The sequence below is a fragment of the Salipiger mangrovisoli genome (assembly GCF_015223355.1).
Taxonomy (GTDB): Bacteria; Pseudomonadota; Alphaproteobacteria; order Rhodobacterales; family Rhodobacteraceae; genus Salipiger; species Salipiger mangrovisoli.
On record NZ_JADFFK010000014.1, the window covers coordinates 140,844 to 165,843 of the forward strand.

The following is a 25,000-nucleotide window of genomic DNA, read 5'->3' on the forward strand; positions in this document are numbered from 1 at the left end:
CTCAGCCCCGCGTCGTACCCCGTATCACCGCCTCCGGCATCAGCCGACGCTTGCGGATCTCGGTCCCGCCCTCGATCGCCTCGACCATATCGGCCACCGTCACGCCGACCATCTCGTCCAGCGGCTGGCGGATCGTGGTGAGGTTGAAGGACGGCATCGAAGCCTGGGGAATGTCGTCGAACCCCACAACGGCCACGTCCTCCGGCACGCGCAGACCGAACTCGAAACGGATCACGTCCAGCGCCGCCATCGCCATGTGATCGTCACTGACGAAGAGCGCATCGGGCGGCTCGGCAGCGGAAAACATCCGCCGCGCCGCCGCCACCGCATCAATGTAGTGGAAATTGCCATCATCCAGGGCATGCACCTTGCGCCCGGCCTCCGCCAGGGTGTCGCGGAAGCCCTTCTCGCGGTCGGTCTGCGTCGAGGTATTGCGATAGCCCGACATATGGCCGATGCGCTCCGCCCCGCCCCTGAGCAGGATCTCGGCCGCCATGCGCCCGCCCTGATAATTGTCGCTCGTCACCGCGCGCAGGCTGTCGCCCGGCTGGTCGCGGTTGAACAGCACGACTGGAATGTTGTTGTCGCGGCAGCGGTCGGCCAGCGTCGAGGAGAGCGAGACGGAGACCATGATGATTCCGTCCACTCTGTAGCCAAGGAATTCCTGAATGATCGGCTCCACGTCGCCGATGGTGTTCTGCGCCATGAAGAGAAGGACGTGATAGCCTTCCCTCTGCAAGGCGATGGAAAGCTTCTCGACCGACTCCGGGTAGAACTGGTTCTCGAAGTAGTAGACCATCAGGCCGATGATCCGACTGCGCCCCGTGATCATGGCGCGGGCGAGCACGTTGGGATGATAGCCAAGTTCCTCGGCGGCCTTGCGGATCTTCTCCGCCATCTTGTTTGAGACCGAACCACCGGGCGTATAAAAGCGCGACACCGCCGATTGGCTGACGCCCGCGCGCTTGGCGACGTCGATTGATGTGACCGGTCTGGTGTTCACGCTCGCCTCCGAATGTGCATTCCGTCAGTATCGGCACCCGGCGGGCCTGTCATCCGCAAAAGGCGAAGGCCGGCGCGCTGGCCGGCCTTCGGGAAATCGCTCAGGCGTCGAGCGCTTCGGCGGCGGAGGGTTTGTCCGCCAACTGTGCCAGCTTGATCTGCACCAGCAGCGACAGCTCATCGTATACGGTCCATTCGTCGACGATCTTGCCGTCCTTGTAATGGTAGTGGCTCATGCCCATGAGCTGCACCCGCTTGCCTGTCGGCGCACCGAGGCTGTCGAACATGCCGAAACCGAGGTGATGGCCTTCCATGACCCAGCGCACGGCGACCTTGGTGCCGCCCTCGTTACAGGGGGTGGAGCAGATGTGTTGCGGCGCGAAGACCGCATCGGGGATGGCCGCCACGAGGCCAAGCACCTGATGCATGACAGAGGCCTGACCGTAGAGCTCCTTCATCAGCGGCCCGTGCCACATGACGGTCGGGGCATAGTCCTCACGAATACGGCCGAACATCTTGCGATTGAAGGTGTCATGCAGCCAGGTCAGCGTGTGACGCTCCAGGTCGGTGCTGGCGATCGACAGGTCCGCCTTTTCGGCGGGCGGGTACTGGCCCAGCATTAAGCCGGTTTCGCCGATGTCCAGCGCCTTCAGCCCGCGCGCCAGGCGCGCCTCGGCGAACTGCGTGGCATAGGCATCCACGTCGAGCCCCAGCTGCTGGATGATCGACATCTGATCCGAGACCACCCACTCGCGGTAGATCTTGTTGCGGTGGATCATGCAGTCCGCCACGGTGCGGCTGACGAAGGGCTTGCCACTGGCCGGGCCGTAGTGGCCGTTCTGCGTATAGCGGCCAGAGCCGGTCACGAGGTGCGAAGTGTAGTACCCGTCCTTGTCGTCACCGCCCCATACGACGTGCGTCGCCATGCCGTGCCGTTCCGGCAGAGAGGCCAGTCGCTGGATCGTGTCACGCACCACATCCTCGCGGTTGAAGATGGTCGCCAACGGTGTGTAGAGAACGATGTTGTGCGTGTAGTGCGTGTAGATCAGGCCCACGTCGCGCTCATCCCAGATCTTGTGGGTGCAACGCACGATGTAATCCACGATATCGCTGTAGCATGGATCGAAGCCGTCCATACCCTGAACCGGAGCACGGCCCTCGGGCACCAGCTCGGTGAAATCCGCCCGCTCGACACTCATCACCTGGCCGTTGTGGGGAGCATCATCGCGCTTCGCGCCTGCGGGCTTCGCGGTCTTCGCGACCGTCATCGTCTCATCCTGGCTTGCCATTTGTCCTGTTCCTCCTGCGGCTCAAGCCGCTTTTGCATACATACCCAAAAACAGGGTGACGCAGGATCAGCCCGTCTTCAATGAAAAAATGAATACTTATTCAAAATTGTGCCAAGTGGCACCGGAGGCCGGGTTTTGCGTGTACGTGCTGCACGCAGCGGGCTATGAATACGCATGCAGAATCAACAGATGGGTGCGATGGAGATGTCCGACCTGACGCCAGAGAAACTCGACGCAGCCCTGCGCGACGCCGGAATCACCCTTCCCCCGCAGGAGCTTCGAGCCGCCTTCGACGGGGCTCGTAAAATGCTCCAGCTCGCGTCTCAGACGAAGGAGAGGGCCGGTGACTGAACTGATCGACCTGCCGCTACGCGCCCAGCTCTCCCTGATCGACAGCGGCGCTGCGCAGCCCCAGGACATCGACGCCGCCACCTGCGCCCGAATCGCGCGCCGGGATCCCGACTTGCGGTCGATCGTCCACATGGGCGCCACCGACGCGCGATGCCCTATCGGCATAAAGGACATTTTCGACGTCGACGGCATGCCCACACGTTGCGGCTCTCATGCCCATCGCGGCACGGGAGTAGAGGCGACCGCCGTCACCCGCCTGCGCGCGGCGGGACTGACTCCGCGCGCGAAACTTGCCACCTATGAGTACGCGCTGACCGGCCCCGCCTGGGATCAGCCCAACCCACCCGCCCGCAATCCGTGGAATGTCGAACACATCACCGGCGGTTCTTCTTCCGGTTCGGCGGCGGCCGTGGCGGGCGGTCTGTTCCGTGCCGCCCTCGGCACCGATACAGGCGGCTCGATCCGCGCACCGGCAGCCTATTGCGGTATCGTCGGACTGAAACCCACGCATGGGTTGGTGCCCGAGGATGGCTGCTTCCCGCTTTCGCCGAGCCTCGACGTCATCGGCCCGCTCGCCGCCTGCGTAGAGGATGCTGCCTTCGTCATGGAGGCACTGGCACCGGAGAGCGCGGCGACGCGCGACCTGGGACAGGGCATCGCCGGGCTGAGGATCGGTTACGCCCGGGACTGGTTCGCCACGGACAAGGATTGCCACCCGGACCTGCTGCGCGCCATGGACGACGCGGCGGCGCTGCTGACGCGACTTGGCGCTCGCATCGATTTGGTGACGCTCTCTCCTTACGCCCCGCTCGAGGCGGCAGGTTGCGTCATCATTCAGGCCGAGGCCTGGGAAATTCACAAGGGCCGGCTCGCCACGTCTTGGGAGGAGTACGGCGTTGACGCCCGGCGCAACCTTTTCACGGGCGCGATCCTGACACCGGAGCACGTTACGGCGGCAATGCAGCTCGCGCGCAGCTTCCGCGCCGAGGTGGATGAGAACCTGGCGGAATACAGCGCACTTCTGGCCCCGACAACGCTCGCACCTGCGCCGAAGTTTTCCGATTTCGAGGACGGGCCGTTTTGGACCGCGATGCGCACCCTGCCGTTCAACATGACGGGGCATCCGGCCATTTCCGTCCCCTGCGGCTTCGCGGGCAACGGGCTACCGCTCGGGATGCAGTTGATCGGCGCGCGGAACGCCGAGGCGCTGCTCTGTCGTATCGGACACGCCTTCGAACAGGCCAGCGACAGCACCGCGCGCCCCGCGCTCGCGCCCGACCCGGCAAACGCCTGACGGAAAACTCCGGGCGCCTCGAGCGCCCGGAGTTCCTTTTGCCACCGTTTATCGTAGATCTTCAGGCTTTCACCTGCATCCGGTCCAGCCGCAGTTGCGCTGCGCGGTAGTGGCCTTCCAGCGTCTCAGACGCAGCTTGCCGTGCCGCGGGAGGGGCCACCTGGCGCACGCCTTCTTCGGTCAGCCACTGATGCGTCACGGTCTTGATGTAGGTTCCGACCCAAAGACCGCCGGTATAGCGCCCCGCGCCCATGGTCGGCAGCGTGTGATTGGTGCCGGAGCACTTGTCGGAATAGACCACGGAAGAGTTCGTACCGATGAAGAGTGAGCCGTAGTGGCGCAGCTTCTTCGACAGTCCGTGCGCGTCCTTGGTATGGACCTGCAGATGCTCCGCCGCCACGATATCCGAATAGGCGATCATCGTCGCCTCGTCGCGGCAGACCACGATCTCGCCGTAGTCGCGCCAGGCCTGTCCAGCTGTCTCCGCTGTTGAAAGGGTCTCGAGCTGGACATCCACCTCCTTCAGCACCGCCTTGGCCAGCGCGGCATCGGTGGTGATCAGGCCGACGCGCGTGCGCGTGTCATGCTCCGCCTGCGCCAAGAGATCTGTCGCCAGCATCTCTGCGTCGCCGGTGTGATCCGCCAGCACGAAGATTTCTGACGGCCCCGCCAGCTGATCGATCCCGACCGGGCCGAAGACCTGCCGCTTGGCCTCGTTGACGAAGGCATTGCCCGGGCCGACGATCTTGTCCACCGCCGGTACGCTTTCCGTTCCCAGCGCCATGGCGGCGATCGCCTGCGCGCCGCCGATGCGAAAGATCCGGTCAGCGCCGGAAAGGTGACAGCCGGCGATCATCGCCTCGTGGGCGTTCGGCGGCAGGCAGGCGATGACCTCTTCGCAACCGGCAACCTTGGCCGGAACGATGCTCATGATCGGCGCCGAGAGCAGCGGGTAGCGCCCGCCGGGCACGTAGCAGCCGACCCGCTCCAGCGGGATGTTGCGATGGCCCAAATGAACGCCTGGCCGCACCTCAACCTCGATTTCGGAGAGCGAGCCGAGCTGCGCCTCAGCGAAGGCGCGCACGTTGGCGATTGCGAATTCGGTGTCGGCACGGGTCTGCGGATCCATCCGGGTCACGGCGGCCTCACGCTCTGCCGGCGTCACCTCGAACCGCTCCAGATCCGCATTGTCGAAGCGTGCAGAATACTCGCGCACGGCAGCATCGCCTTCTGCCTTCACGCGCGTGAGGATTTCGGAGACCAGCGCCTCGATAGGCGCATTGTCGGCCCAGGCATCGCGGGCCGGAGACTTGACGAAGGTGAGACCTTCGGGAAGGGGGAGACGGGGCATGCTACCTCCTACGGGCAAATTGAATACGTCTGCAATAGCGGTAGTTCCACATGCTCGAATCTGCAAGAAGAGTTTGCATGCGTATGCATTTTTACCCCTGACGCTGCTCCGGCATGCCTGTCAGGGCGCCGCAAGCTCAGCAGAGCGGCTCACGGCCACCGCGGCTGCGAACCTGTCCAGATAGTCCTTCGCAAGCCGTCTTGGCTCGAAACACCCGAAGGTGGGCCGATACTCCATGCCACCCCCCTCTGCTTCCGAGGCCAACAAGAGGGTGCCAAGGCCGGTCAGCTCCGGCATCTGCGCAGGGCGCACGACGCGGCCCGTGACATCGGAAAGAAATTGCGTGAAATACCGGTTGCGGCTCATGCCCCCGTCGATGAACAGGTCTCCACTGACGGGAATGCACAGGTCCATCGCCGCGATAACTTCCGACGCTCGGAATGCGATGCCTTCCAGCATCGATTGCATCATGTCCTGCCGCGTATGCTCCAGCGAGAGCCCAGTCCAGAGCCCGCGTGCACGCGGCTCCCAATGTGGGCAGCCAAGCCCAGTCAGCGCCGGCACGAAAACAAGGCCGCGCGACACCGCCGGGGGCGCCGCGGGCTCGTTCAGTTCCGCATAGTCATCGAAGAGCCGCAGCGACCGCGCCCAGTCTATGGCCGCCGATGCGGTGAACACGCCGCCATCCACGGCGTAGACCGGCGGAGCGTCTTGCCTGCGCCACGCGACGGTGGGTAGGAGCCCGAGGTCCGGGCGGTCGACAATCTCCGCCCCTGTGGTCATCAAGGCAAAGGCTCCGGTGCCGAAAGTGATCTTTGCCTCTCCCCGGTTCCGGCAACCGAACCCGAAGAGGGCCGCCTGTTGATCGACCACGCTTGCCGTGACCGGGACCGGGCCGTGCGCGGTATTCATCGCGCCGAAGTCACCGGTGGTCGACACGATCTCCGGCAGGCACTGGATCGGCACTCCGAAGATCTCGCAGAGCGTTTCATCCCAGTGCAGCGTGCGCAGGTTCATCAAGGACGTGCGGCTGGCCGTCGAGACGTCGGTGACACATCGACCCGTCAGGTGCTGCAGGAAGAAGGCGTCCGTGGTGCCAAGCCGCAAGCGACCCCGCCGCAATGCGTCCTGCGCGGCGGGATGGTTGCGAACGATCCAGCCGAGCTTCGCCGCGCTGAAGTAGGGTTCGAGTGGCAGGCCCGCCCGCGCCTGCACATCCCCAGCGCATCCGTGCCGGCGCAGCCTATCAAGATCCGCCAGGGTCCGGCTATCCTGCCAGGTGATCACCGGCGTCAGGGCTTCTCCGGTCAGCGCATCCCAGGCCAGGCAACTTTCGCCCTGGTTGTCGATCCCGATCGCCTCTGCGGGCCCGGCCGCGTCCGCGCAGCTCCGCAGGTTGGCCAGCAGTTCCGCCGGGTCCTGCTCAACACAGCCACCGTGCAAAAGGCGCTGCGCATGTGCGACCGCGTGGAGGACCACACAGTGGCCCTGATCGTTCAAGGCAATGGCCCGCGTGCTCGTGGTCCCTTGGTCGAGTGCCACCACCCGCATCAGCGCACCTCCACACGAGAAACCACGATGTCCGCCTCGGGTCGTGCGGCGAGTATCTTGTCCAACGGAAGATGCACGCGGCGCACCGGCCGCGCCTTGCCAGCACCCGACCACAGCACGCGTCCGGCGCTGGTCGCCTGCAAAACGCCGTTTAGCGGAAGCGCGAGGCCGACATGCAACGGGCCGCTGGCGGACGATTCACGGCCGATGACCACCCGCTGCGGCGAGACGAAACCGATGGCCGGGTCTTCCGCGCGGATCGCGACCGTGTGCCGGTCCATGTCCCTTGGCCGCGCCAGATCGGCCACCACATGCGCCGCCGCCCGCCGCCCCTCGCGCCAACAGAACCCCGAGGTTTCGGCGGGGCGGAGCAGATTCCCGGCGGCGAAAAAGGCCGGGTCGGAACAGCGGCCGTGCTGATCGGTTACCGGCCCTCCACTCAACGGATCGACCTCGAGATGTGACGCCCGCAGCAAAGCGCTTTCCGGGAGGAACCGGCCAGAGATGATGACGCCGTCCGTCTCGATGGCCAGCCGCTGGCCCGTCATGTCGGTGAAGCTGACCGCCTCTACCCGGCCCTTACCCCTGATTGCGAGGTCCGAAACCCCGGTATGGAGAGGCACGCCCCGAAGCCGGAGGTAGAGCTGCAGTTGGCCGGGGGCGAGCGTATTCGGTTCTTCTTCGACCATCGCGACGGGTCGGATGCCGAGGTGCGCGCAGGTCTGGATCGCCGAGTAGCTGACAAGTTCGGAGCCGAGAATTATCGGGCGTCGAAAGGGAGCTTGTCCCGCGAGATAGACCATTCCCTGCAACGCGCCCGTGGTGACTATCCCCGAAGGTCTGTCGCCGGAAATCATGCGCTGCGCCCGCGAAGCCTCACGCACCCCGGTGCAGAGCACCACGCGCTCGGCCCGGACCGTGTAGGCATACCCATCCTGCACCACCTCCAGCCCACCTCCCGGCAACAGGCGGCTGACGGTGGCACCCGTGCGCAGATCGACGCCGACAGCACAGGCAGCGGCGACGTTGCGCCGCGCGTAGTCTGGCCCCTTCATCAAGCGCCCGTATTCGCGCAGACCGAAAGGATAGTGCCCGCAGTGACGTGGGACACCGCCTGCCGATTGCTCGCGCTCCAGGACGACGACGTTTTTCGCGCCTAGCCGCCGAGCCTCCGCCGCAAGCGCAAGACCGGCTGACCCGCCACCCACAATCGCAATGCAGCACTGTTCCGTAGCGATTGCCCGCTCAGTCATGGTCTTTTCCTTCCGACATTCCCGTGGGCACATCCATCGGCACCTCGAGGCGTCCGGTTGTTATTCGGGCCAGTTCCGGCAGGCAGTAGAAGCCCTGACATCGGCCCATCGTCACCCGAGTCCGCCGCTTCAGCCCCTGTAGACTTGCCGGAGGCATCGGACCGGTCAGCACACGTTCGATCTCGCGCCGAGTCACCAGCTCGCAATGGCAGACGATCCCGTCATGCCCATCACATTGCCAGTCTCTCGGGTGATGTTCGGAAAGCCGATCCACCAGTGGGATGACAGGCTCGGTCAGTGGCGTGCCGAGCGGCCCGATCATTTCAGCCACGTGACGAGCAATGCCAAGCGCGGCACTCAGGCCGGTGGAGCGGATCGCACCGACGGTCACGTAGCCGTCCTCCTGCATCACCTGGTACTCCGGGAATTCGCAGGCGGGGCGCAGGCCCGCATAAGTTGCCGTTATCTCGCAGTCGGCCAGTCCCGGCAGCATCTTGATGCCCTGCCCACGCAGCGCTTCCAGCGTCGCGCGGTCCGTGGATGCATCCTCTCTGTCGTCCTGGTCTTCGGCAGTTGGCCCCACGAGCAGATTTCCGAAGATTGTCCGGCAGACCACGATCCCTTTGGTCGTCTTTGACGGAACAGGCAACAGGATGGCGGAGGCCAATGCCGAGGCGGGCTTGTCGAAGACAACGAACTGCCCCTTGCGCGGCCGTATCTTGAAGGTCGATCGGCCCAGCAGGCGCCGGTCAACCACGTCGCCGTAAAGACCCGCGCAATTGATCACATAATGGGCGTGCACGTCACCCGTGCTTGTGTTCAGCGTCCAGATTTCCTTCCCTCGGTGCCCGCCCAGGACTTCGGCACCGCGCCGCAGGCTCGCCCCGTTCGCCAGCGCCTGGAGAATATAGGCATGCGCCGTGGTCCATGGGTCGATGAGATATTCCCCCGGCACCTCGAAGCCCCCCAGCACATCGCGCGAAAGGTTCGGCTCCCGTCGCAGGATCTCGTCCCGTTCAAGGGGCGCGACGTCAGGAACCCCGTTGCGATGTGCCTTCCCGATCAGCCCCGGCAGGGCCGCCAACTGCTCGGTCGTCCACGCCAACACCATGGCGCCGCTTTTAAGGATCGGTAGGTTCAGCGCGGGCGCAATGTTCAGGTACTCGGCATATCCGGACGCCACGCAAGCCTGTTCGAGCGAGCCCGGCGGCGCATCGAACCCGGTGTGGAGGATCGCGCTGTTCCCTTTCGACGCGCCGTCCAACACGTCGCGCGCCTTCTCGAGCACCACAACGCGCGCGCCATCCAGCGTCAACCGCCGCGCAATGGCGCACCCGACGACCCCGGCGCCGATGATCGCGACATCAAAGGGCGCGCCCCCGGGGCTTCGACCGTGATCTGACATGAAGGACCCTCCGTCAATGTGCTGACTGTCATGGCTCATTTTGACCGTTCGGGCAAATGATTCTCGACATAACGCTCCTAACGGGCACGAACTTCGCGAATTCCATCCCGATAGCGCATCGATAAATGCCCGATCAGTCATTATTGCATGGACCCGCCGCGCCCCCTGCGATAGGTTGGGACAACCGCACGGAGGAACGCCATGCCCGAGCCATTTCCATCTCGCCCGACCAAGCCGGAGTTGCGGCGCGCGAAAATGCTGGACATGATCGAGCAGGCTGGTCGCGCCTCTGTGGAGGAGTTGGCGGACCGCTTCTCGGCTTCGCTCGAAACCGTGCGGCGCGATCTGGGTGCGCTGGCCGAAAGCGGTGCCGTCCGCAAGGTGCATGGCGGTGCGGTGCGTGTAGAGTGGCGCGGCGAAGACTCGTTTGAAGACCGACTCGCAGCCAATGTCGGCGCGAAGCGCGAGATCGCGAAAAAGTTCGCCCGGATTGTCACGCCCGGTCAGTGCATCATGATGGACACCGGATCCACGACTTTGGCCTGTGCCCAGGCGCTGACGGGCATCCCGAACCTAACCGTGGTTACCAATTCGACGCGGATCGCCGACGCTGTGGCGCGCGCGGACAATGGATCGCGCGCCCAGCTTGTCGGCGGCACCTACCGGCCCGAAAATGCTCAGACGGTCGGCCCCCAGACCTGCAGCGAACTCCTTCGCTACCGGCCCGACATCACCGTTCTGACAATCCACGGTGTCGACAATGATGGGTGCTACGACTTCTCCGAAGACGAGGCGCAGGTGGCACGGGCCATGGTGTCGGTCGCGCGCAAGGTTGTCCTGGTCTGCGATGCGTCAAAGCTTGAGCGGACGTCAACCTATCTGGTCTGCGGCCTAGACCGGGTTTCCCACGTGGTCACCAACCAGCTGCCTCGGGACCGATTGAGAAGCACCTTCGAGGCGGCTGGCATTGCCCTGCTTTGAACACGTCCATCGACTGGTGTTCTGATCAATTCCAGAAAGGGCAGAAACACGTGCTTCACGCTCCAGGCTCATCGATTTTCACAGCCAGAAGATGACGGTTGCGGCGAGGGCAATGGCCGAGAGGAAGACTTTCGGACTTCGATCCTGGCGGGTTGCGACGCGGCGCCGGTCCTTGAGCCTGCCCAACATGATCTCGATGCGGTGGCATCGCTTGTAGCGGCGACGATCATGTCCAAGACTTCTAGCACACGACTGCGGTTCGGCTGTTGCCAAGCCTTAGCCGTGGGCAGCCGGCCAGCAAGCCGCCCGCCTCCCCAAAAGCCTGTCCGTTGCGCCCGACCACGCGCGCCATCCGGTCGATAATCTCGTCTGGAATGGGCTGCGACGTCGCGACATTCATTCACGCGAGACCCTCGCCACCTGGGATGACGTGCACGCCCGTTAAAAGGACGATGCGGGCATCAGCCTCGTCCCAAGCGCCAACCATGACGTCGATCCTCAGGGGGCTCGGAGGTCCCGCGACACGGACAGGAAGGCTGTGGCGGAAGCCATCGAACAATTCTGCGCAGCCGAAATGCCTGACCGCCGTGCAAAGCGAAGGGACTGGGCCAAAGCCCTGATCTGCTCGCGCAGGCTTTGAAATTTTTGTGCGCCAACGCCGAACCTGATGCCGGGCGGACACTTGCGGAACCACGAAACCCGCTCCAGCCATCCGACCCAGCACCGTCCCTTGTAATATCTTACGCGATATCTTATCGTGACCTTGAGACCGGGTTCCGCCAAATGGGAGGGGTAATGGACAGCATTTTGGCGAGAGCCGCGGAGAACACACCATCCAAAGATGGTAAGCGCAAGCAGATGTCCCTGACACGGACAGTCTATCTGCGTCTGCGGGACGAAATCCTGACCTGCAAACTGGCGCCCGGCCTCGAGATCTCCGAAGCCGAGCTCGCGCAGCAGTTCGAGGTGTCCAAAACCCCGGTACGCGAAGCCTTGGCGCAACTGCGGCAAGAGGGATTGGTCCGCACCTTTCCGCGCCGTGGCTACCAGATTTCGCCCATCACCTTCGGCGACATGAATGAACTGTTCGATCTGCGCACGATTCTCGAGGCAGGTGCCGCCGAGCTGGCCTGCGAACAGATTACGGATGACATGCTCGTTGAGCTCAGAGAGCTGGCCGTGGTCGCCTACGAGAAGGAAGAAACTCAGACGATCGCGAACTTCATCGCCGCGAACCGTCGGTTTCACATAGCCATCGCCGCCGCTTCGGGCAATTCGCGACTGGTAAACATCCTGGCCCGTCAGATCGACGAACTGGAACGCTTTTTCTATATCGGCGCTCAGATGAGAGACGTGAACTCCGAGACCAACATCGATCACTTGGAGATTGTCGATGCGCTCGCGCGCCGCGACAGAAAAGCCGCGCGCGACCTGATGGTCCGCCACAATGACCTGACGCGCCAGGGCCTGTTCCAATCTCTCGCAATGTCCCGCCAGGCCGGAACCATCAGCCTCTGAGGAGGCCGCAGAATACGTAAGACGAACGGCGACGGCCCGCACCGATGTGCGGGCCGTCTGCGTTTCTGGGCACCTGCCACGCCTGGTTTTTTTTGTGATATTTCTATGAGCAGTTTGCGCTGCGATTGCGCGAAAAATCACGAAAATATAAACGAATTTACGATTGCTAACTGAAATATCACGGGTAACACTAGATGGCATAGCAAAGACGTTTCCAAGGAAACATCATGACTCGTTTCAGCGCAAACACCCTCATCGTTCATGGCCCGCCGGGCAGTGCTCCCCCGGTCATGGCCGACGCCCTGCGCAGCGCGCAGGCCGAGCGATTTCCCGAGATGGCCGCGCTCGCGTTGCTGCCCAAGGGCGACGATCCAGGAGTGGACTCGATGCACGTCATGGACAGCTGCCATGGCGACGAACACCTCGTCTCGACCTGCACTCCGGTCTTCCTGCAGGCGCCACTGCTGCGCGGAATGTCTCTGACCCATCGTGACCTGACGCCGATCGCCCGCCTTGTGGCAGACCGCTTCTTCGTGGTTGCGCGGACGGACAGTCCACTCGCCGAGCCCGGTGCATTCCTCGAAACACTGCCGCAGGCCACGACCCGAACAGGCGGCTACTTCCTAGGGGGCATCAACCACTTGCTCTCGCTGGCCATCGCCGAAGGCGCGAAGGCGGATGTGGAATTCATCGTGACCGAAAGCGAGCCCGCGGTCTGGAACGCGCTGATCGAAGGCCGGATCGACTGGGGCTGCGGTGTCGCCGCGGAAATCCTGCCGCATGTGGAGGCGGGTACGATGGCTGTCGTCGCGGCGCTCGACATGCAGCGCCAACCCAGCTTCCCCGACGTGCCGACGCTCGCCGAGCTGGGCCTGCCGGTGACTTTCCAGCTCTGGCGCGGGCTCATGGCGCCCGGAGGTCTCTCGGCCGAGGCGCAGCAGCGCTGGCACGACCACTTTGCCGCGCTGCGCGACACGCAGGCATGGCGCGACTACCTCAGCCGGAACGGACAAGCCGACGCTTGGCTGCCCGGCGATGCCTTCCGCACGTTCCTCGAAGAGGAATGGAGCTGGTACGAAAAGCATCTGGGTCTGGCGCGGCTTTTTCCGGAACCAGCCTGACCCGATACGGGCATATCGCCCCAAACCGGACATCCGGGACCACAGCCCGGAGCCACCCATATCCCGACACGGAGACTCCCAATGACCACGATCCTTCGGACGGGGCTGATGGCCCCTGCCCTGCTGTGCGCCGCGATGACTCACTCGGCGTTTGCGCAAGATGCGGCAAGTGACGCGGCAGCCGCCTTCGAGGCGGCGATCGGCGACGCGCAGCCCGTCAAGAACTACCCCTCTCCATGGCCGCTCCGGAACCTGCTGAAAGAGGGTGTCCTGACGGTCGGCACCACCGGCACCTCTCCGCCCCGCACCTTCGTCGATCCGGCGACCTCGGAGCTTACCGGATCCTACGTGGAGCTCTTCGAAAAGCTCGCCGAGGACCTCGGGCTGGACATCGAGTTCGTGCAGCTCGAATGGGCGGGTATCCTGCCGGGGCTGGCGGCGAAACGTTTCGATATCGCCTGCGACGGCGCGTCCTGGAACCCCGAGCGTCTTGGATCGGACCAGTTCCTGATGACCTCGCCGACCGGCCTCAACGCCACCGTCGGCATCGCCCTCAAGGACGGAGGGCTCTCGAGCTTCGACGAGATCGGGGACGCGGTGATCGGCGGCGTGCGCGGCGAGATCTACTTCGAAGGCGCGAAGAAGGCGCTGCCCGACGCCGAAACAACCGACTTCCCCGGCCTGCAGGAATCGCTTCTGGGTCTGCAGAACGGTCAGGCGAACGTTGTGGTGATGAACCTGTCCAACGCGCTCTCGGTACTCGACAACGCGCCGAACAAGGACGACCTGATGATGGTCGGTCCGGCGCTCGAGGTCTTCCCGCAGAGCCTCTGCGTCAACGCCAGCGAGCCCGATCTGCTGGTCGCGGTGAACACGCTTCTGGGCAACTACCGCGCAGACGGCTCGCTGTCGGGTCTGATCGGCAAATACGCGACCTCCACCGCAGAAGTCGATCTGCTGGGCAAGATCGGCTACTGAGGCACGTCACGTGACACTCGATTTCAGCACGATCCCCGAGGTCTGGCCCGCACTCATGAAGGGTGCGGGCGTCACCATCCAGCTGACGCTGGCTGTCCTGATCCTCGCGACACCGGGGGGCTTGCTGGTCGCGTTTCTCAGGCTGGCGCCGCAGCCATGGCTGCGCGCGCTGGTTCTGGCGCTGAGCTGGGTTTTCCGCGGCATCCCGCCGCTGCTGCTGCTGTTCTTCGCCTTCTTCGGCCTGCCCATCATGGGGCTGACACTTCAGCCGCTGCCGGCGGCAATCCTCGCGATGACCACCTACATGTCGTTCTATTTCGGCGAGATTTTCGCCTCCGGCCTGCGTTCGGTCCCGCCGGGGCAGGCACAAGCGGCCGCCGCACTCGGCATTCCGGCGCACCGCACCCTGATGCGGATCATCCTGCCCCAGACCATCCCCGCGGCGCTGCCGCCCTACATCTCGCATGCCACCGAAATCCTCAAGGGCACCGCGCTGGCCGCCGCGGTGGCAGTGCCTGAGCTGTCCAATGCGGCGAAGAAGATCTTCGTCGTCACCTACCGGCCGCTGGAGGTGCTGATCGTCGCCGCCGCGATCTACGCCCTGCTCGACGGGGTGCTTCTGCTTCTGCAGATGTTTGGCGAGCGCTGGTCGAACCGGCGCCGGGCGGGACGGTAGATCATGGATTACGCGCTTATCGCCCCCTACCTGCCGGACCTTCTGTCCGGGTTCTGGATCACCGTGCAGTTGTCGGTCATCACGCTCGTGCTGGCCACGCCGATCGCCACCGCGATTGCACTCGGACGTGACCTTGGCCCGCGTCCGCTTGCGCGCGCCCTTGCCGTGCTGGTGAACGCCGTGCGTCTGCTGCCGGCGCTCATCGTCCTGTACTTCGTGTTCTACGGCGGCCCGCAGCTCGGCCTGCGGATGAAGCCGATGACCGCGGCGACCATCGGCCTCGTTGCCATGGGGGCCGCCTATATGTCCGAAGACATCCGCGGCGGTTTTTCGGCGCTCGATCGCGGTCAGTTCGCCGCCTGCCGCGCGCTCGGGCTGCCGTTTGGCCACGCATTGCGCCGCGTGTTGCTGCCACAGGCGCTGCCTCTGATCGTGCCGCCCTACATGACCCGCGCCATCATCATGGTGAAAGGCACCTCGCTGGCCTCCATGGTGTCCGTCGCAGACCTTACCGCCGAGGCCACCCGCGCCTCTTCGATCACTTACCAGCCCTATGTCTTCGTGCTGCTGGCCGGGGTCCTGTACCTCGCGCTCAGTGGTGTGCTCGTCGCCTTCCAGGCGTGGGTCGAACGGCATCTCCGGCTGCGCTACAGATTGGCCCGCTGACATGCCCTCTCCTTTTGTCTCCGCAAGCAATCTCCGCAAGACATACGGCGATTTCACCGCGCTCGACGGCGTCTCGCTGACCATGGACCGCGGCGAGGTCGTGGCCGTGATCGGGGCCTCGGGCTCGGGCAAGTCGACCCTGCTGCGCTGCATCAACTATCTCGATCCGCCTGACAGCGGCGAGGTGCGGGTCGACGGCGTGCGGATCGGCTTTGGCGAGGGTGCCCGCAGGGATCGCGTCCTGCCGGAACGCGACATCCGCCGCCAGCGCGCCGAGATCGGCATGGTTTTCCAGCATTTCAACCTCTTCCCGCACTTCACCGTGCTGCAGAATCTGATCGAAGCGCCAATGGCAGTGCGCGGCCTCAGCCGCGCCGAGGCCACCGAGCGCGCACGGGATCTGCTGAACCGTGTCGGCCTGTCGGGTCGTGAAGGGGCCTTTCCGGCTGAACTCTCGGGCGGCCAGCAGCAGCGTGTCGCCATCGCCCGCGCACTGTGCATGAAACCTCGCCTCATGCTGTTTGACGAGCCTACATCGGCGCTCGACCCTGAACTTGTCGGCGAGGTGATCGCGGTCATGCGCAGCCTTGCCGAGGAAGGGATGACCATGCTCGTTGTCACGCACGAGATGGATTTCGCCGCACAGACCGCCAGTCGCGTCGCCTTTTTCGATGCCGGAAAGATCGTCGAGACCGGAGCGCCCGCCCAGGTGCTGCGCAACCCGCAGCACCCCCGTACCCAAGCCTTCCTGCAACGCATCCTGCGGAGCCACTGATGACCACGCCCCTCTCGCCCGCCCAGACCGCCACACTTACCGCGCTCTTTGACCGGATCTTTCCCGCTGGCGCGGATGGCAGCCCTTCGGCCTCGGAGATCGGCGCGTTGGACTATGTTTTGGGCGCGCTGAGCGGGCCCTATGCCGAACATCTTCCGCTTTACACCGGAGTGATCGCGGCGCTGGATCTTGCCGCCGGTGGCGAATTCGCCGCCGTACCGACCGAGCGGCAGGACGGCATCCTGGCGCTTTTCGAGGCCAATGACTCGGGCCTCGACACCCTGCCACGCCCCTCTGACTATTCGGCTTTCGACCTCATCTGGCGGCATCTGCGCGAGGGTCTCTTCTGCGACCCGCGCCATGGCGGAAACCATGCCTTCAAGGGCTGGGAACTGATCGGCTTTCCCGGCGCGCAGCCGGGCTATCGCGCCGAGGAGCAGGAGGTCAGCCACAAGGTCGCCCGCGCTCCGCAATCCTTGGATAGCCTCGGCCAGGATGCCCGGCTCGAGAGCGCTCCCGCCACCACCGCCGCGTCCGAGCCGCTGCCCGAGGCGGATGTGGTCATCATCGGCGGCGGTTTCGTCGGTGGCTTCATGGCCCATCGCCTGACCGCCCAGGGCAAACGCGTGGTGATCCTCGAAGCTGGCGACAGCCGCACCGGTCGGGAGCATGCGATGGACGAGCTCTCGGCCACCGCCTTCCGCAACCTCGGCGGCGCAAAGAAATTCAACAGCGAGGTGCCGACCTGGCGGCTCCGCCCCGGCGCGCCCGCGCGCCGCGCGTCGATGAGCCAAGGGCTCGAAACCGAGCTGGGGGGCAATTCGGTGGCCTGGGGCGCGGTCGCCATGCGCTTCTACGAGGATGATTTCGAGGTCCGCTCGAAGACCGTCGCCAAGTATGGCGAGACCTCGATCCCGGCGGACAGCACCTTGGCCGACTGGCCGATGTCTTACGCCGACCTCGAACCCTATTACGACATGGCAGAGGACCTGCTGGGCGTCTCCGGCCATGCCGGCGGTCCGCGCGAAAACGGGCGTACGCGGGGCAATCCCTTCGAGGCCCCTCGCAAGCGCCCCTACCCGATGCCAGCCCTGCGCCGCTCCGGTCTGGGTCAGACCTTTGCCACCGCCGCAGAAAGCCTCGGATACCATCCGTTCAACCTGCCTGCCGCGATCCTCACCGCGCCGCACAAGGGTCGGCACGCCTGCACCTATTGCAGCTTCTGCTCACGCTTTGGCTGCCACGTGGATGCCAAGGCGTCGGCGCAGAACACGGTGCTCCCCGAGGCATTGGACAGCGGGCTGCTCACCATTTTGACCGGCGCGCGCGTGACCGAAATCGTCACCGAGGACGGGCGCGCAGTGGGCGCGCGCTACCTGACGTCCGATGGCCAGAGCCACGTGCAGCGTGGCCGTCAGGTGGTTCTGGCAACCTACGCATTCGAGAACACCCGGTTGCTGCTGCTCTCGCGCGATGAAGCGCACCCGCAAGGGTTGGGCAACAACCACGATCAGGTCGGGCGCAACTACATGACCCGACAGCAGCCCTCGGTCTATGCCGTCTTCGACGACCGCAAGCTCAACCGTTTCATCGGGCCGACCGCCCAGGCCACGGCCATCGCCGACCTGTCCTGCGACCATTTCGATCATACTGGGCTCGGCTTCATCCGAGGCGGTCGTGTCGCCGCCTTCAACCAGTATCTGCCGATCGAGGCCTCGGGCGTTCTTCCGCCCGACGTTCCCCGCTACGGCGCGGCGTGGAAGGAGTTCTTCGTGGCGTCCTACAACGCCACGATGATGCTGTTCATCGATCCCGAGATCCTGCCCTCGACCAACAACCGGCTGGACCTCGATCCCGAGCAGACCGATGCGTTGGGACGTCCGGTGGTGCGCATCACCTTCGACATCGGCGACAACGAGAAGGCGATGATCCCATGGCTGCAGGACCGCGCCGAAGAGATCGCCCGCAAGATGGGGGCCGCCCGGATTTGGCGCCGCCCGGCGCTGACCGGACCGATCTCGACCCATGATACCGGCGGCACGCGCATGGGCCACGATCCGGAGACCTCTGTCACCGATGGATTTGGCCGCGTGCATGACACACCGGGCCTGACCGTCGTCGGCGGCTCGAGTTTCGTATCGCTGCCGCCGGTGAACCCGGCGCTGACCATTCTCGCTCTCAGTCTCAGAGCCGCTGATGCCATCGTCCGGGATCAGGTCGCCGCCGCTGGCAAACAGGAAGAACTCGCATGAGCACCTTCGACTGCATCGTCATGGGCGCTGGCGTGATCGGCGGCTTTACCGCGTGGAACCTTGCCCGTTCAGGCGCCCGCGTCGCGCTGGTTGACCCCCGCGGCGCTGCATGCGCGCCTTCTGCCAGCTGGGCCAGTGCGGGAGGGCTCCGGGCGCAGGGCCGGAGTGCGCATGAACAGCCCCTGAGCCGGATTGCCGCCGATCTCTGGCCGGGGCTGCAGGACGCGCTGAGCGCCGACCTCGAGCTGTCGCAGGGGGGGCACCTGCACCTTGCCGAGACCGAAGCCGAGATCCCGGCGATCGAGACCCGGCTGGCGGCGGACGCGGCGGGCGGCATCGCCACCGAGCGGGTCGATGCGGCCCAGATCCGGGACATTGCGCCCGAGGTGACCGGTTCCGCTCTGCTCGGCGCCTTCAGCCCCGGCGACGGTCAGGCTCATCCGGGGCGCACGGCTCAGGCGCTGGCCCGCGCCTGCGCAGAACTTGGTGTGGCATGCCACTTTGGCGCGCCCGCAAACCTTCTCATGGAACATGGCAAGGTTGCAGGCGCTCTTGCGGGTGGACAGGCGCTGCGGGCCCCGCAGACCGTGGTGGCGACCGGTGCCTGGACCGCGGAGCTTATCGCCCCGCTGGGCCTCGCGCTGCCGATCCGGGCACGCGGGCTGCAGATGCTGGTATCGGACCTCGCCGTGCCCGGTATTCTGGCCCCGACGGTCACCGCTGTCGGACGCAATCTGTCGCTGAAACAACTGCGCTCCGGCGCTTTCATGATTGGCGGACGCTGGTTCGCGCGGCCCACCGGGCGCGGACTGCAGACCTTGCCGCTCGATGCCCATGCCGCGGCGCAATGGGCGGGTGCCGCGGCAATCCTGCCGAGGCTGGGACGCCACAAGCTGGCGCATCAATGGGCCGGCACGGAAGCGCAGAGCATCGACGGCCTGCCGTTCATAGGACGGGCGGCAGAGGGGCTCTATCTGGCATGCGGGTTTTCCAACCACGGGTTCCAGATCAGCCCCGCCGTCGGCGCGCTGGTGGCAGAGGATATTCTGACCGGAACCGCTGAATTGCTGGCGCCCTTCACGCCCGGGCGCGCGGCCCACGTCGCGCCGGATGAGATGACTGCTTTCCGCGACGCTCCAATCCTTGCCACGGCCTGACATGACGCAGTTCCCCAATCTCACCGCCCCGATCACTCTGGGCAACGTCACGCTGCGCAACCGTGTCTGCCTGACCGGACATGGCACCGGCATGCCCACCGACGGGACGCCCAACGACCGGATGATCGCCTACTACGAAGAGCGCGCCAAAGGCGAAGTCGGGTTGATCATGCTCGGCTCGCAGCAGGTGCACCCCTCGTCGCCCGGGATCACCGGGCTTCTGTGCAATTACGACGACCGGATCATCCCAGGACTGAGCGAACTGGCGCGCCGCGTGCAGGCGCATGGCACGAAGGTCTTCGGCTACCTGTCACATATGGGGTTTGCGACGTCGGCCCGCCCCGTGGCCCTCTGGTCGGCCAGCGCCGATTACGAAGAGAAATACGGCGAAGTCGCGCATGAGATGACGGTGGAGGAGATCGCCACGGTCGTGACCGCGCATGCCGATGCGGCAGAGCGCTGCCTGCGGGCCGGTCTCGACGGGATCGAGGTGCATTGCGGGCACGGCCTCTTGGTGCAGCAGTTCCTGTCGCCGCTGTCGAACCATCGCACCGACGCCTACGGCGGCGATCTGTGGAGCCGCAGCCGTTTCGCCCGTGAAATTCTTGCGGCAGTGCGTCACCGGATCGGTCCGGAAGTGCCGCTTGGCGTGCGGGTGTCGGGCGACGAACTGGTGCCCGGCGGACTGACCGCCGCAGACATGGCCGAGGTCGTGCCCTGGCTGGTCGAGGCCGGGGCGCTGGATTTCGTCGATGTCAGCGCCGGGACCGACGGCAATCTGGTGTCGAACATGCTGCATGAACCCCCCATGGGCCTGCCGCCGGGGCCGTTCCGCTCTTTGGCGCGGCAGATCAAGGACCGCGTCGATATCCCGATCATCCACGGCACGCGCATCCATACCGCCGAATTCGCCGAGGAGATGCTTGCGCAGGGCGATGCCGACATGGCAGGCATGGCCCGCGCGCTCATCGCCGACCCGCATCTACCTGCCAAGGCCCGAGCCGGCCAGCCAGAGCGCATCACCCCCTGCATCGCCTGTGAGCAGGCCTGCTTCGGGCGGCTCTACCGCGGGCGGCACATCAGCTGCATCGCCACGCCAAGCACGGGCCGCGAGGTGGAACCGGTCACCGCCGCGCGGCCTCGGACCGGCCCCGTGGTGGTGGTCGGCGCCGGTCCCGGCGGCATGGAGGCGGCCCTGCAGGCTGCCCTGCGCGGTCACGAGGTGATCCTGATCGAGGCCACGGCGCGTCTCGGCGGTCGCCTCGATCTTGCGAGGCGGCCGACTGGCCGCAGCGAGTGGAGCCGGCTCATCGCCTTCAAAACGGCAGAGCTCGAACGGCTCGGCGTCGACATCCGCCTGAACAGCCGTGCCGATGCCGCCTTGATTACCGCCCTCGCGCCCTCTGCGGTGGTGCTTGCAACCGGCGCGCAGAACCGTCCGCTCGAATTGCCGGGGGCGGCGCCGGACAGGGTACTCTCGCTCGACGAGGCGGTGCGGTCCTGGTCCGAAGGGTCCGACAAGATCGGTCACCGGGTGCTGATCCTCGACGGGATGCACCGGGCGCCCGCTATGGTCACCGCCTTGTCGCTGGCGCACTCGGGTCATGAGGTGACGCTCGCCTCCGCCGCGCTGCACGTCGGCCAGCATCTCGAGATCCAGAACCTCACCTATCTGACACGCGAGGTGCTTTCTGCCGGTGTCAGGCTTGCGCCGATGCTGAAACCGCGGCGCATGACCGACGGGCGCGTCGAATTGGAGAATATCTTCACCCGCACGGTGACCGAGCGGATCGCGGCGGACACGGTCATTGCCGCGTTGCCAGGCCTGCCGGACACGCGCCTCTCGTCCGATCTGCAACACCTGCCCTGCCCGGTCACGGTGATCGGCGACGCCTATGCCCCGCGCGACGCCGAGGCGGCAATCCTCGACGGCTGGACGACGGGACGCGCGCTGTGAGCGAGGACAACGGTTCGCTCTGGACGGGTCTGGCGGCGCCCGCGCCCAAGGTGTCGCCCCTGCAGGGTGAGCGGAACGCCGATCTTCTTGTCATCGGCGGCGGCTTCCTTGGGCTGTCTTCTGCGCTGCACGCCGCCGAAGCCGGGCTCTCCGTCACGCTGATCGAAGCGCAGGGACCGGGCTTCGGCGCTTCGGGGCGCAACACCGGGTTCGTGGTCCCCAGCCTGAAGTCCGCGCTGGGTCCGGCCGAGGTCGAAGCGGCGCTCGGCCAGCCTCATTCCGAACGCCTGCTCAGGTTGGCTGCCGGGTCGGGAGACGCGGTTTTCGGGCTGATCGATCGCTTCGGCATGGACGTGGCCACGGCCCGCAACGGCTGGCTGCAGCCCGGTCACAGCGCGCAGGCCGAGGCGATGCTGAAGGGTCGTCTGCCCGCCCTCAGGGCGGCGGGTGTCGCGGTCGAGTTTCTCGATCGGAGCGAGATGCTGGCACTGACGGGCCTGCCGGCCCTGCACGGTGGCCTGCGCGTGGCGAGCGGCGGGCAGATCAATCCTCTGTCCTATGCGCGAGGGCTGGCGCGGGCCTGTCTCTCCACCGGCGTCGCCCTGCACTGCGACAGCCCGGCGCTGCGCCTTGAACGCCACGGCGAGCAATGGCGCGCCACGACCGCGGGTGGCAGTGTCACGGCCCCGCGTGTGCTGCTGGCCACCAACGCGATGATCGGCGGGCTGAAGCCTCGGATGCGCGACACCATCGTTCCGGTGAAGGTCTACCAGGTAGCAACCCAGCCCCTGCCAACCGAGCTGCGCCAGCGCATTCTTCCTGCCTGCGCGCCGGTCGCCGACACAAGGCGCCACACCTTTGCGCTGCGCTGGACCGAAGATGACCGGCTGATCACCGGTGGCATGGTCGCGCCGCTTCCGGGGCGTGACAGCCTCGCCCGCCGGGGTTTTCTGGCGCGGCTCAGGGCCTTTATCCCCGACTGCCCACCGCTTCGGGCCGAGCACGTCTGGACCGGCACCATCGCTGCGACGCTGGATGCGCTGCCCCGGATCACCGAGCTCGCACCCGGCCTCATCGGCGTGATCGGCTGCAACGGGCGCGGCGTTGCCCTGACCACCGCCCTGGGGCGCGATCTCGGGCGCTGGCTGGCCGGTGCCTCGGGCACCGAGGCGTTGCCGCTGCCGATCACCCCGCCTCGCCCGATCCCGATGGCCCGTCTGTCGGGCCTCGGGCCGCATCTCTGGCTGCCGTGGTCGTCGCTGCGCGACCGGTTCGACAGCCGCCGTACCTGACACCTATCTTCAACAAGGAAAGACCCGATGACCGAAGAAAAAATCCAGTGGTCCCGCCAGGAAGACGTTGCCTTCACCTGGGTTCACGAGGGCAAGGAATTCAGCCACCGGCTGATCACCAAGAAGCTGCATGGCTCGCCCATGTCGTTCCACATCACAACCTACATGCCGCATTTCGACGTCTTGGTCGAAGGCGATGGCGAGCATGAGGTGATCCTCTACTGCCTGCATGGCTGGTCCGAACAGATCGTCGAGGCCACCGGCGAGACCCATCACTTCAAGCAGGGCGACGCGATGTACCTGCCGAAGACCTACCGCTACCGCCACATCATCGGCGAGGCCGGGCTCGTCGTCGCGGTCTGCGCGACGCCGTCCAAAGAAGCCGGCGACATGTAAGGCCCTCCCGATGCCCGCACGTTTCCTGACCTCACTGGCCGACCTTCCTGCCCGTCCCGATGTGACCATTGTGGGCGGCGGGATCGCCGGGCTCGCCACCGCATGGGCGCTGTCGCAGCGCGGCGTGCGCCCGCTGTTGATCGAGCGCCTCCCGGCGTTGGCGATGCTCGCCTCGCGACGTTCGGGCGAAGGCGTGCGGGCGCAATGGGAGCACCCCGGTTCCATCGCGCTGGCGCGGCCCTCGATCGATTTCTACCGCGACTTCGCCGGACACACCGGGCAGGACGCGGGGTACCGGCCGATCGGCTATCTTTACGCGAGCCGCAGCGCGACCGGCGCTGCGCTCTTGCGGGACCGGGTTCTGCGGCAGCAGACAGCCGGGCTCGACGACGTCACCTTTCTGGAGCCGACCGCACTGCGCGCGAAGGTCCCAAGCCTTTCGGAAGATGTCGCGGGCGGCGCGTTTCGCGCGGATGACGGCGTCGTCGAGATCGACCGCATCATCAAAGGCTACCTTGCGACCATGGAGGCGGATATTCTGCTCGGCTGCGATCTGCTCGTGACCCGCCCCGGCAAGGAATCCGTCACCCTGCGCACCACCCTCGGCGAGATTCACACAGGCCAGATCGTGCTTGCCACCGCCGCGCGGCTCCCCGGGCTGCTGGTCGGACTGAACCAATCTCTGCCATTGCGGCTGTCACGTTCGGCAATCCAATATGTCACGCTCGACGGCGTAGACCCGGAGCATCCGGCCACCATCGATTCCGATCTCGGCTCTTTCTGGCGCCCGGATCATGGCGGCGCGCGGATGACCGCCTCGTTCCGCTCGACGCTGTTTCTGGACAGTTTCACCGACGATCCGCCGGTCGATCCGGACTATCTTGCACAGGCCATCGCGACCGTGGCACCGCTGGTCCCGTTCTGGGGCCGCCGCAGCCATGAGATCCACGGCGGGCACATCCGGTCGGGCAGCTTGCTGGTCACCGGCGACGGCTTGCCGCTGATCGGTGCCCTGCCCGAGACGCCGCGGGTCATTCTCAACACCGGATACGGCGGACACGGCGTGATGATGAGCCCCGAGGGCGCCGCGCGAACCGCCGGAATCGTACTGGGTGCCGCGCCGGATCCGCACACCGATCCCGCCCGTTTTGCCAACCCAGACAACCTTCCGCCCGCGGAGCCGATGACCGTCAACCTCGCCGGCTGAACCCCCTTACCAAGACCAAGAACGAGTTTCCAAATGTCCAAAGCGAAGCGCCATATCGGCATCATCACCACGGGCCACGGCCCCCGAGACGAGTATCTGCATTACCACGGGCTGTTCCTCAAATCGCTCGGGGCGGATGTCACGATCACCCTGCGCCACATCTACGACGGGCTGTCGCTGGCCGAGCTCGACCCGCATGAGGTCGACAAGTCCACCCCCAACCTCGGGGCGCATGTCCACGTTCCCGGCGCCAAGGGCAACCACATGGGCGATGGCTGGGAGCACCGGTTCTACGACCTGCAGTTCGCCACCGGACTCGTGCAGCAGGCGATCGAGAAACTGGAGGAGGAAGACGGCGTGGACATGGTCCTTCTGGCCTGCGCCGCAGAGTTTCCCGAAGGCGCACTCAACGCCCGCACGATGCTGATCCACCCGCGCGAGATCATGTTCGGATAGTGCCCCGCGGCGTGGTGTAGGAAGCCGCGAGCGTCGCTGATCGCGAGGCTGGCGGTCATCGTCGATCTTCGG

General features: G+C 65.6%; 22 protein-coding genes and 1 pseudogene. 16 read left to right on the forward strand and 7 right to left on the reverse strand.

Annotated elements, in window-relative coordinates:
* Position 1: 1 nt before the first annotated feature.
* Positions 2–1,003 carry a substrate-binding domain-containing protein gene (locus IQ782_RS18425; RefSeq protein ID WP_194136133.1) on the reverse strand — a complete coding sequence of 334 codons (1,002 nt, stop codon included), beginning with the start codon at positions 1,001–1,003 and terminating at the stop codon, positions 2–4.
* A 100-nt stretch (positions 1,004–1,103) separates the two neighbouring features.
* Positions 1,104–2,291: a nuclear transport factor 2 family protein gene (locus IQ782_RS18430; RefSeq protein ID WP_194136134.1), complete on the reverse strand. Its 1,188-nt coding sequence runs from the start codon at positions 2,289–2,291 to the stop codon at positions 1,104–1,106.
* A gap of 174 nt (positions 2,292–2,465) precedes the next feature.
* On the opposite strand from IQ782_RS18430, the gene IQ782_RS18435 reads away from it, so the two are divergent.
* Both IQ782_RS18435 and IQ782_RS18440 read left to right on the forward strand, forming a co-directional pair.
* A complete protein-coding gene (locus tag IQ782_RS18435; protein ID WP_194136135.1) occupies positions 2,466–2,642 on the forward strand; it encodes a hypothetical protein in 177 nt (58 codons plus the stop codon).
* Positions 2,635–3,936 (forward strand): amidase family protein, encoded by a 1,302-nt coding sequence (locus IQ782_RS18440; RefSeq protein ID WP_194136136.1) that lies wholly within the window; start codon positions 2,635–2,637, stop codon positions 3,934–3,936. Before IQ782_RS18435 ends, IQ782_RS18440 begins: the two co-directional genes overlap by 8 nt.
* A gap of 61 nt (positions 3,937–3,997) precedes the next feature.
* On the opposite strand, the gene hisD is transcribed toward IQ782_RS18440, so the two are convergent.
* The 4 genes from hisD to IQ782_RS18460 all read right to left on the reverse strand — a co-directional run bounded on the left by hisD (position 3,998) and on the right by IQ782_RS18460 (position 9,496).
* The gene (hisD, locus tag IQ782_RS18445; RefSeq protein ID WP_194136137.1) at positions 3,998–5,287 is read right to left on the reverse strand and encodes a histidinol dehydrogenase; all 1,290 of its coding nucleotides are present in this window, start codon (positions 5,285–5,287) and stop codon (positions 3,998–4,000) included.
* 120 nt (positions 5,288–5,407) lie between these two features.
* A complete protein-coding gene (locus IQ782_RS18450; protein ID WP_194136138.1) occupies positions 5,408–6,838 on the reverse strand; it encodes an FGGY family carbohydrate kinase in 1,431 nt (476 codons plus the stop codon).
* Positions 6,838–8,091 carry an NAD(P)/FAD-dependent oxidoreductase gene (locus IQ782_RS18455; RefSeq protein WP_194136139.1) on the reverse strand — a complete coding sequence of 418 codons (1,254 nt, stop codon included), beginning with the start codon at positions 8,089–8,091 and terminating at the stop codon, positions 6,838–6,840. Before IQ782_RS18455 ends, IQ782_RS18450 begins: the two co-directional genes overlap by 1 nt.
* Positions 8,084–9,496, reverse strand: a complete 1,413-nt coding sequence (locus tag IQ782_RS18460) for an NAD(P)/FAD-dependent oxidoreductase (RefSeq protein WP_194136140.1) — start codon at positions 9,494–9,496, stop codon at positions 8,084–8,086. Before IQ782_RS18460 ends, IQ782_RS18455 begins: the two co-directional genes overlap by 8 nt.
* A 201-nt stretch (positions 9,497–9,697) precedes the next feature.
* Here IQ782_RS18460 and IQ782_RS18465 point away from each other — a divergent pair, with 201 nt between their 5' ends.
* Positions 9,698–10,477: a DeoR/GlpR family DNA-binding transcription regulator gene (locus tag IQ782_RS18465; RefSeq protein ID WP_194136141.1), complete on the forward strand. Its 780-nt coding sequence runs from the start codon at positions 9,698–9,700 to the stop codon at positions 10,475–10,477.
* A gap of 78 nt (positions 10,478–10,555) precedes the next feature.
* Here the strand turns inward: IQ782_RS18465 and IQ782_RS18470 are convergent.
* A pseudogene (locus IQ782_RS18470) lies at positions 10,556–10,705 on the reverse strand (IS5/IS1182 family transposase); the annotation flags it as partial.
* A gap of 567 nt (positions 10,706–11,272) precedes the next feature.
* Here IQ782_RS18470 and IQ782_RS18475 point away from each other — a divergent pair.
* From IQ782_RS18475 to IQ782_RS18535, 13 genes are all read left to right on the forward strand, one after another.
* Positions 11,273–11,995, forward strand: coding sequence for a GntR family transcriptional regulator (locus IQ782_RS18475; protein WP_194136142.1), 723 nt, complete (start codon positions 11,273–11,275; stop codon positions 11,993–11,995).
* A gap of 227 nt (positions 11,996–12,222) precedes the next feature.
* Positions 12,223–13,116 carry a tripartite tricarboxylate transporter substrate-binding protein gene (locus IQ782_RS18480; protein WP_194136143.1) on the forward strand — a complete coding sequence of 298 codons (894 nt, stop codon included), beginning with the start codon at positions 12,223–12,225 and terminating at the stop codon, positions 13,114–13,116.
* 81 nt (positions 13,117–13,197) lie between these two features.
* Positions 13,198–14,094 (forward strand): substrate-binding periplasmic protein, encoded by an 897-nt coding sequence (locus IQ782_RS18485; RefSeq protein ID WP_194136144.1) that lies wholly within the window; start codon positions 13,198–13,200, stop codon positions 14,092–14,094.
* Positions 14,095–14,104: 10 nt separating this feature from the next.
* Positions 14,105–14,770: an ABC transporter permease subunit gene (locus IQ782_RS18490; RefSeq protein WP_194136145.1), complete on the forward strand. Its 666-nt coding sequence runs from the start codon at positions 14,105–14,107 to the stop codon at positions 14,768–14,770.
* Positions 14,771–14,773: 3 nt separating this feature from the next.
* Positions 14,774–15,436 carry an amino acid ABC transporter permease gene (locus IQ782_RS18495; protein ID WP_194136146.1) on the forward strand — a complete coding sequence of 221 codons (663 nt, stop codon included), beginning with the start codon at positions 14,774–14,776 and terminating at the stop codon, positions 15,434–15,436.
* 1 nt (position 15,437) lies between these two features.
* Positions 15,438–16,211, forward strand: a complete 774-nt coding sequence (locus tag IQ782_RS18500; RefSeq protein WP_194136147.1) for an amino acid ABC transporter ATP-binding protein — start codon at positions 15,438–15,440, stop codon at positions 16,209–16,211.
* Positions 16,211–18,463, forward strand: coding sequence for a GMC family oxidoreductase (locus tag IQ782_RS18505; protein ID WP_194136148.1), 2,253 nt, complete (start codon positions 16,211–16,213; stop codon positions 18,461–18,463). The genes IQ782_RS18500 and IQ782_RS18505 overlap by 1 nt, the downstream gene beginning before the upstream one ends.
* On the forward strand, positions 18,460–19,620 hold the full coding sequence (locus IQ782_RS18510) for an NAD(P)/FAD-dependent oxidoreductase (RefSeq protein WP_194136149.1): 1,161 nt from the start codon (positions 18,460–18,462) through the stop codon (positions 19,618–19,620). The genes IQ782_RS18505 and IQ782_RS18510 overlap by 4 nt, the downstream gene beginning before the upstream one ends.
* A 1-nt stretch (position 19,621) precedes the next feature.
* Complete coding sequence (locus IQ782_RS18515) at positions 19,622–21,577, forward strand: oxidoreductase (RefSeq protein WP_194136150.1); 1,956 nt, start codon at positions 19,622–19,624, stop codon at positions 21,575–21,577.
* Positions 21,574–22,869 (forward strand): FAD-dependent oxidoreductase, encoded by a 1,296-nt coding sequence (locus IQ782_RS18520; RefSeq protein WP_194136151.1) that lies wholly within the window; start codon positions 21,574–21,576, stop codon positions 22,867–22,869. Before IQ782_RS18515 ends, IQ782_RS18520 begins: the two co-directional genes overlap by 4 nt.
* Before the next feature lie 27 nt (positions 22,870–22,896).
* Positions 22,897–23,265 (forward strand): hypothetical protein, encoded by a 369-nt coding sequence (locus tag IQ782_RS18525; protein WP_194136152.1) that lies wholly within the window; start codon positions 22,897–22,899, stop codon positions 23,263–23,265.
* Positions 23,266–23,275: 10 nt separating this feature from the next.
* The gene (locus IQ782_RS18530; RefSeq protein WP_194136153.1) at positions 23,276–24,472 is read left to right on the forward strand and encodes an NAD(P)/FAD-dependent oxidoreductase; all 1,197 of its coding nucleotides are present in this window, start codon (positions 23,276–23,278) and stop codon (positions 24,470–24,472) included.
* 33 nt (positions 24,473–24,505) lie between these two features.
* Complete coding sequence (locus IQ782_RS18535) at positions 24,506–24,928, forward strand: AroM family protein (RefSeq protein ID WP_194136154.1); 423 nt, start codon at positions 24,506–24,508, stop codon at positions 24,926–24,928.
* Positions 24,929–25,000 lie beyond the last annotated feature (72 nt).

Coding starts and splice junctions, on each gene's coding strand:
- IQ782_RS18475 (WP_194136142.1), top strand. CDS start 11,273: ATGGACAGCATTTTGGCGAGAGCCGCGGAGAACACACCATCCAAAGAT.
- IQ782_RS18530 (WP_194136153.1), top strand. CDS start 23,276: ATGCCCGCACGTTTCCTGACCTCACTGGCCGACCTTCCTGCCCGTCCC.
- IQ782_RS18435 (WP_194136135.1), top strand. CDS start 2,466: ATGCAGAATCAACAGATGGGTGCGATGGAGATGTCCGACCTGACGCCA.
- IQ782_RS18525 (WP_194136152.1), top strand. CDS start 22,897: ATGACCGAAGAAAAAATCCAGTGGTCCCGCCAGGAAGACGTTGCCTTC.
- IQ782_RS18505 (WP_194136148.1), top strand. CDS start 16,211: ATGACCACGCCCCTCTCGCCCGCCCAGACCGCCACACTTACCGCGCTC.
- IQ782_RS18500 (WP_194136147.1), top strand. CDS start 15,438: ATGCCCTCTCCTTTTGTCTCCGCAAGCAATCTCCGCAAGACATACGGC.
- IQ782_RS18515 (WP_194136150.1), top strand. CDS start 19,622: ATGACGCAGTTCCCCAATCTCACCGCCCCGATCACTCTGGGCAACGTC.
- IQ782_RS18465 (WP_194136141.1), top strand. CDS start 9,698: ATGCCCGAGCCATTTCCATCTCGCCCGACCAAGCCGGAGTTGCGGCGC.
- IQ782_RS18455 (WP_194136139.1), bottom strand. CDS start 8,091: ATGACTGAGCGGGCAATCGCTACGGAACAGTGCTGCATTGCGATTGTG.
- IQ782_RS18450 (WP_194136138.1), bottom strand. CDS start 6,838: ATGCGGGTGGTGGCACTCGACCAAGGGACCACGAGCACGCGGGCCATT.
- hisD (WP_194136137.1), bottom strand. CDS start 5,287: ATGCCCCGTCTCCCCCTTCCCGAAGGTCTCACCTTCGTCAAGTCTCCG.
- IQ782_RS18510 (WP_194136149.1), top strand. CDS start 18,460: ATGAGCACCTTCGACTGCATCGTCATGGGCGCTGGCGTGATCGGCGGC.
- IQ782_RS18495 (WP_194136146.1), top strand. CDS start 14,774: ATGGATTACGCGCTTATCGCCCCCTACCTGCCGGACCTTCTGTCCGGG.
- IQ782_RS18460 (WP_194136140.1), bottom strand. CDS start 9,496: ATGTCAGATCACGGTCGAAGCCCCGGGGGCGCGCCCTTTGATGTCGCG.
- IQ782_RS18535 (WP_194136154.1), top strand. CDS start 24,506: ATGTCCAAAGCGAAGCGCCATATCGGCATCATCACCACGGGCCACGGC.
- IQ782_RS18480 (WP_194136143.1), top strand. CDS start 12,223: ATGACTCGTTTCAGCGCAAACACCCTCATCGTTCATGGCCCGCCGGGC.
- IQ782_RS18485 (WP_194136144.1), top strand. CDS start 13,198: ATGACCACGATCCTTCGGACGGGGCTGATGGCCCCTGCCCTGCTGTGC.
- IQ782_RS18430 (WP_194136134.1), bottom strand. CDS start 2,291: ATGGCAAGCCAGGATGAGACGATGACGGTCGCGAAGACCGCGAAGCCC.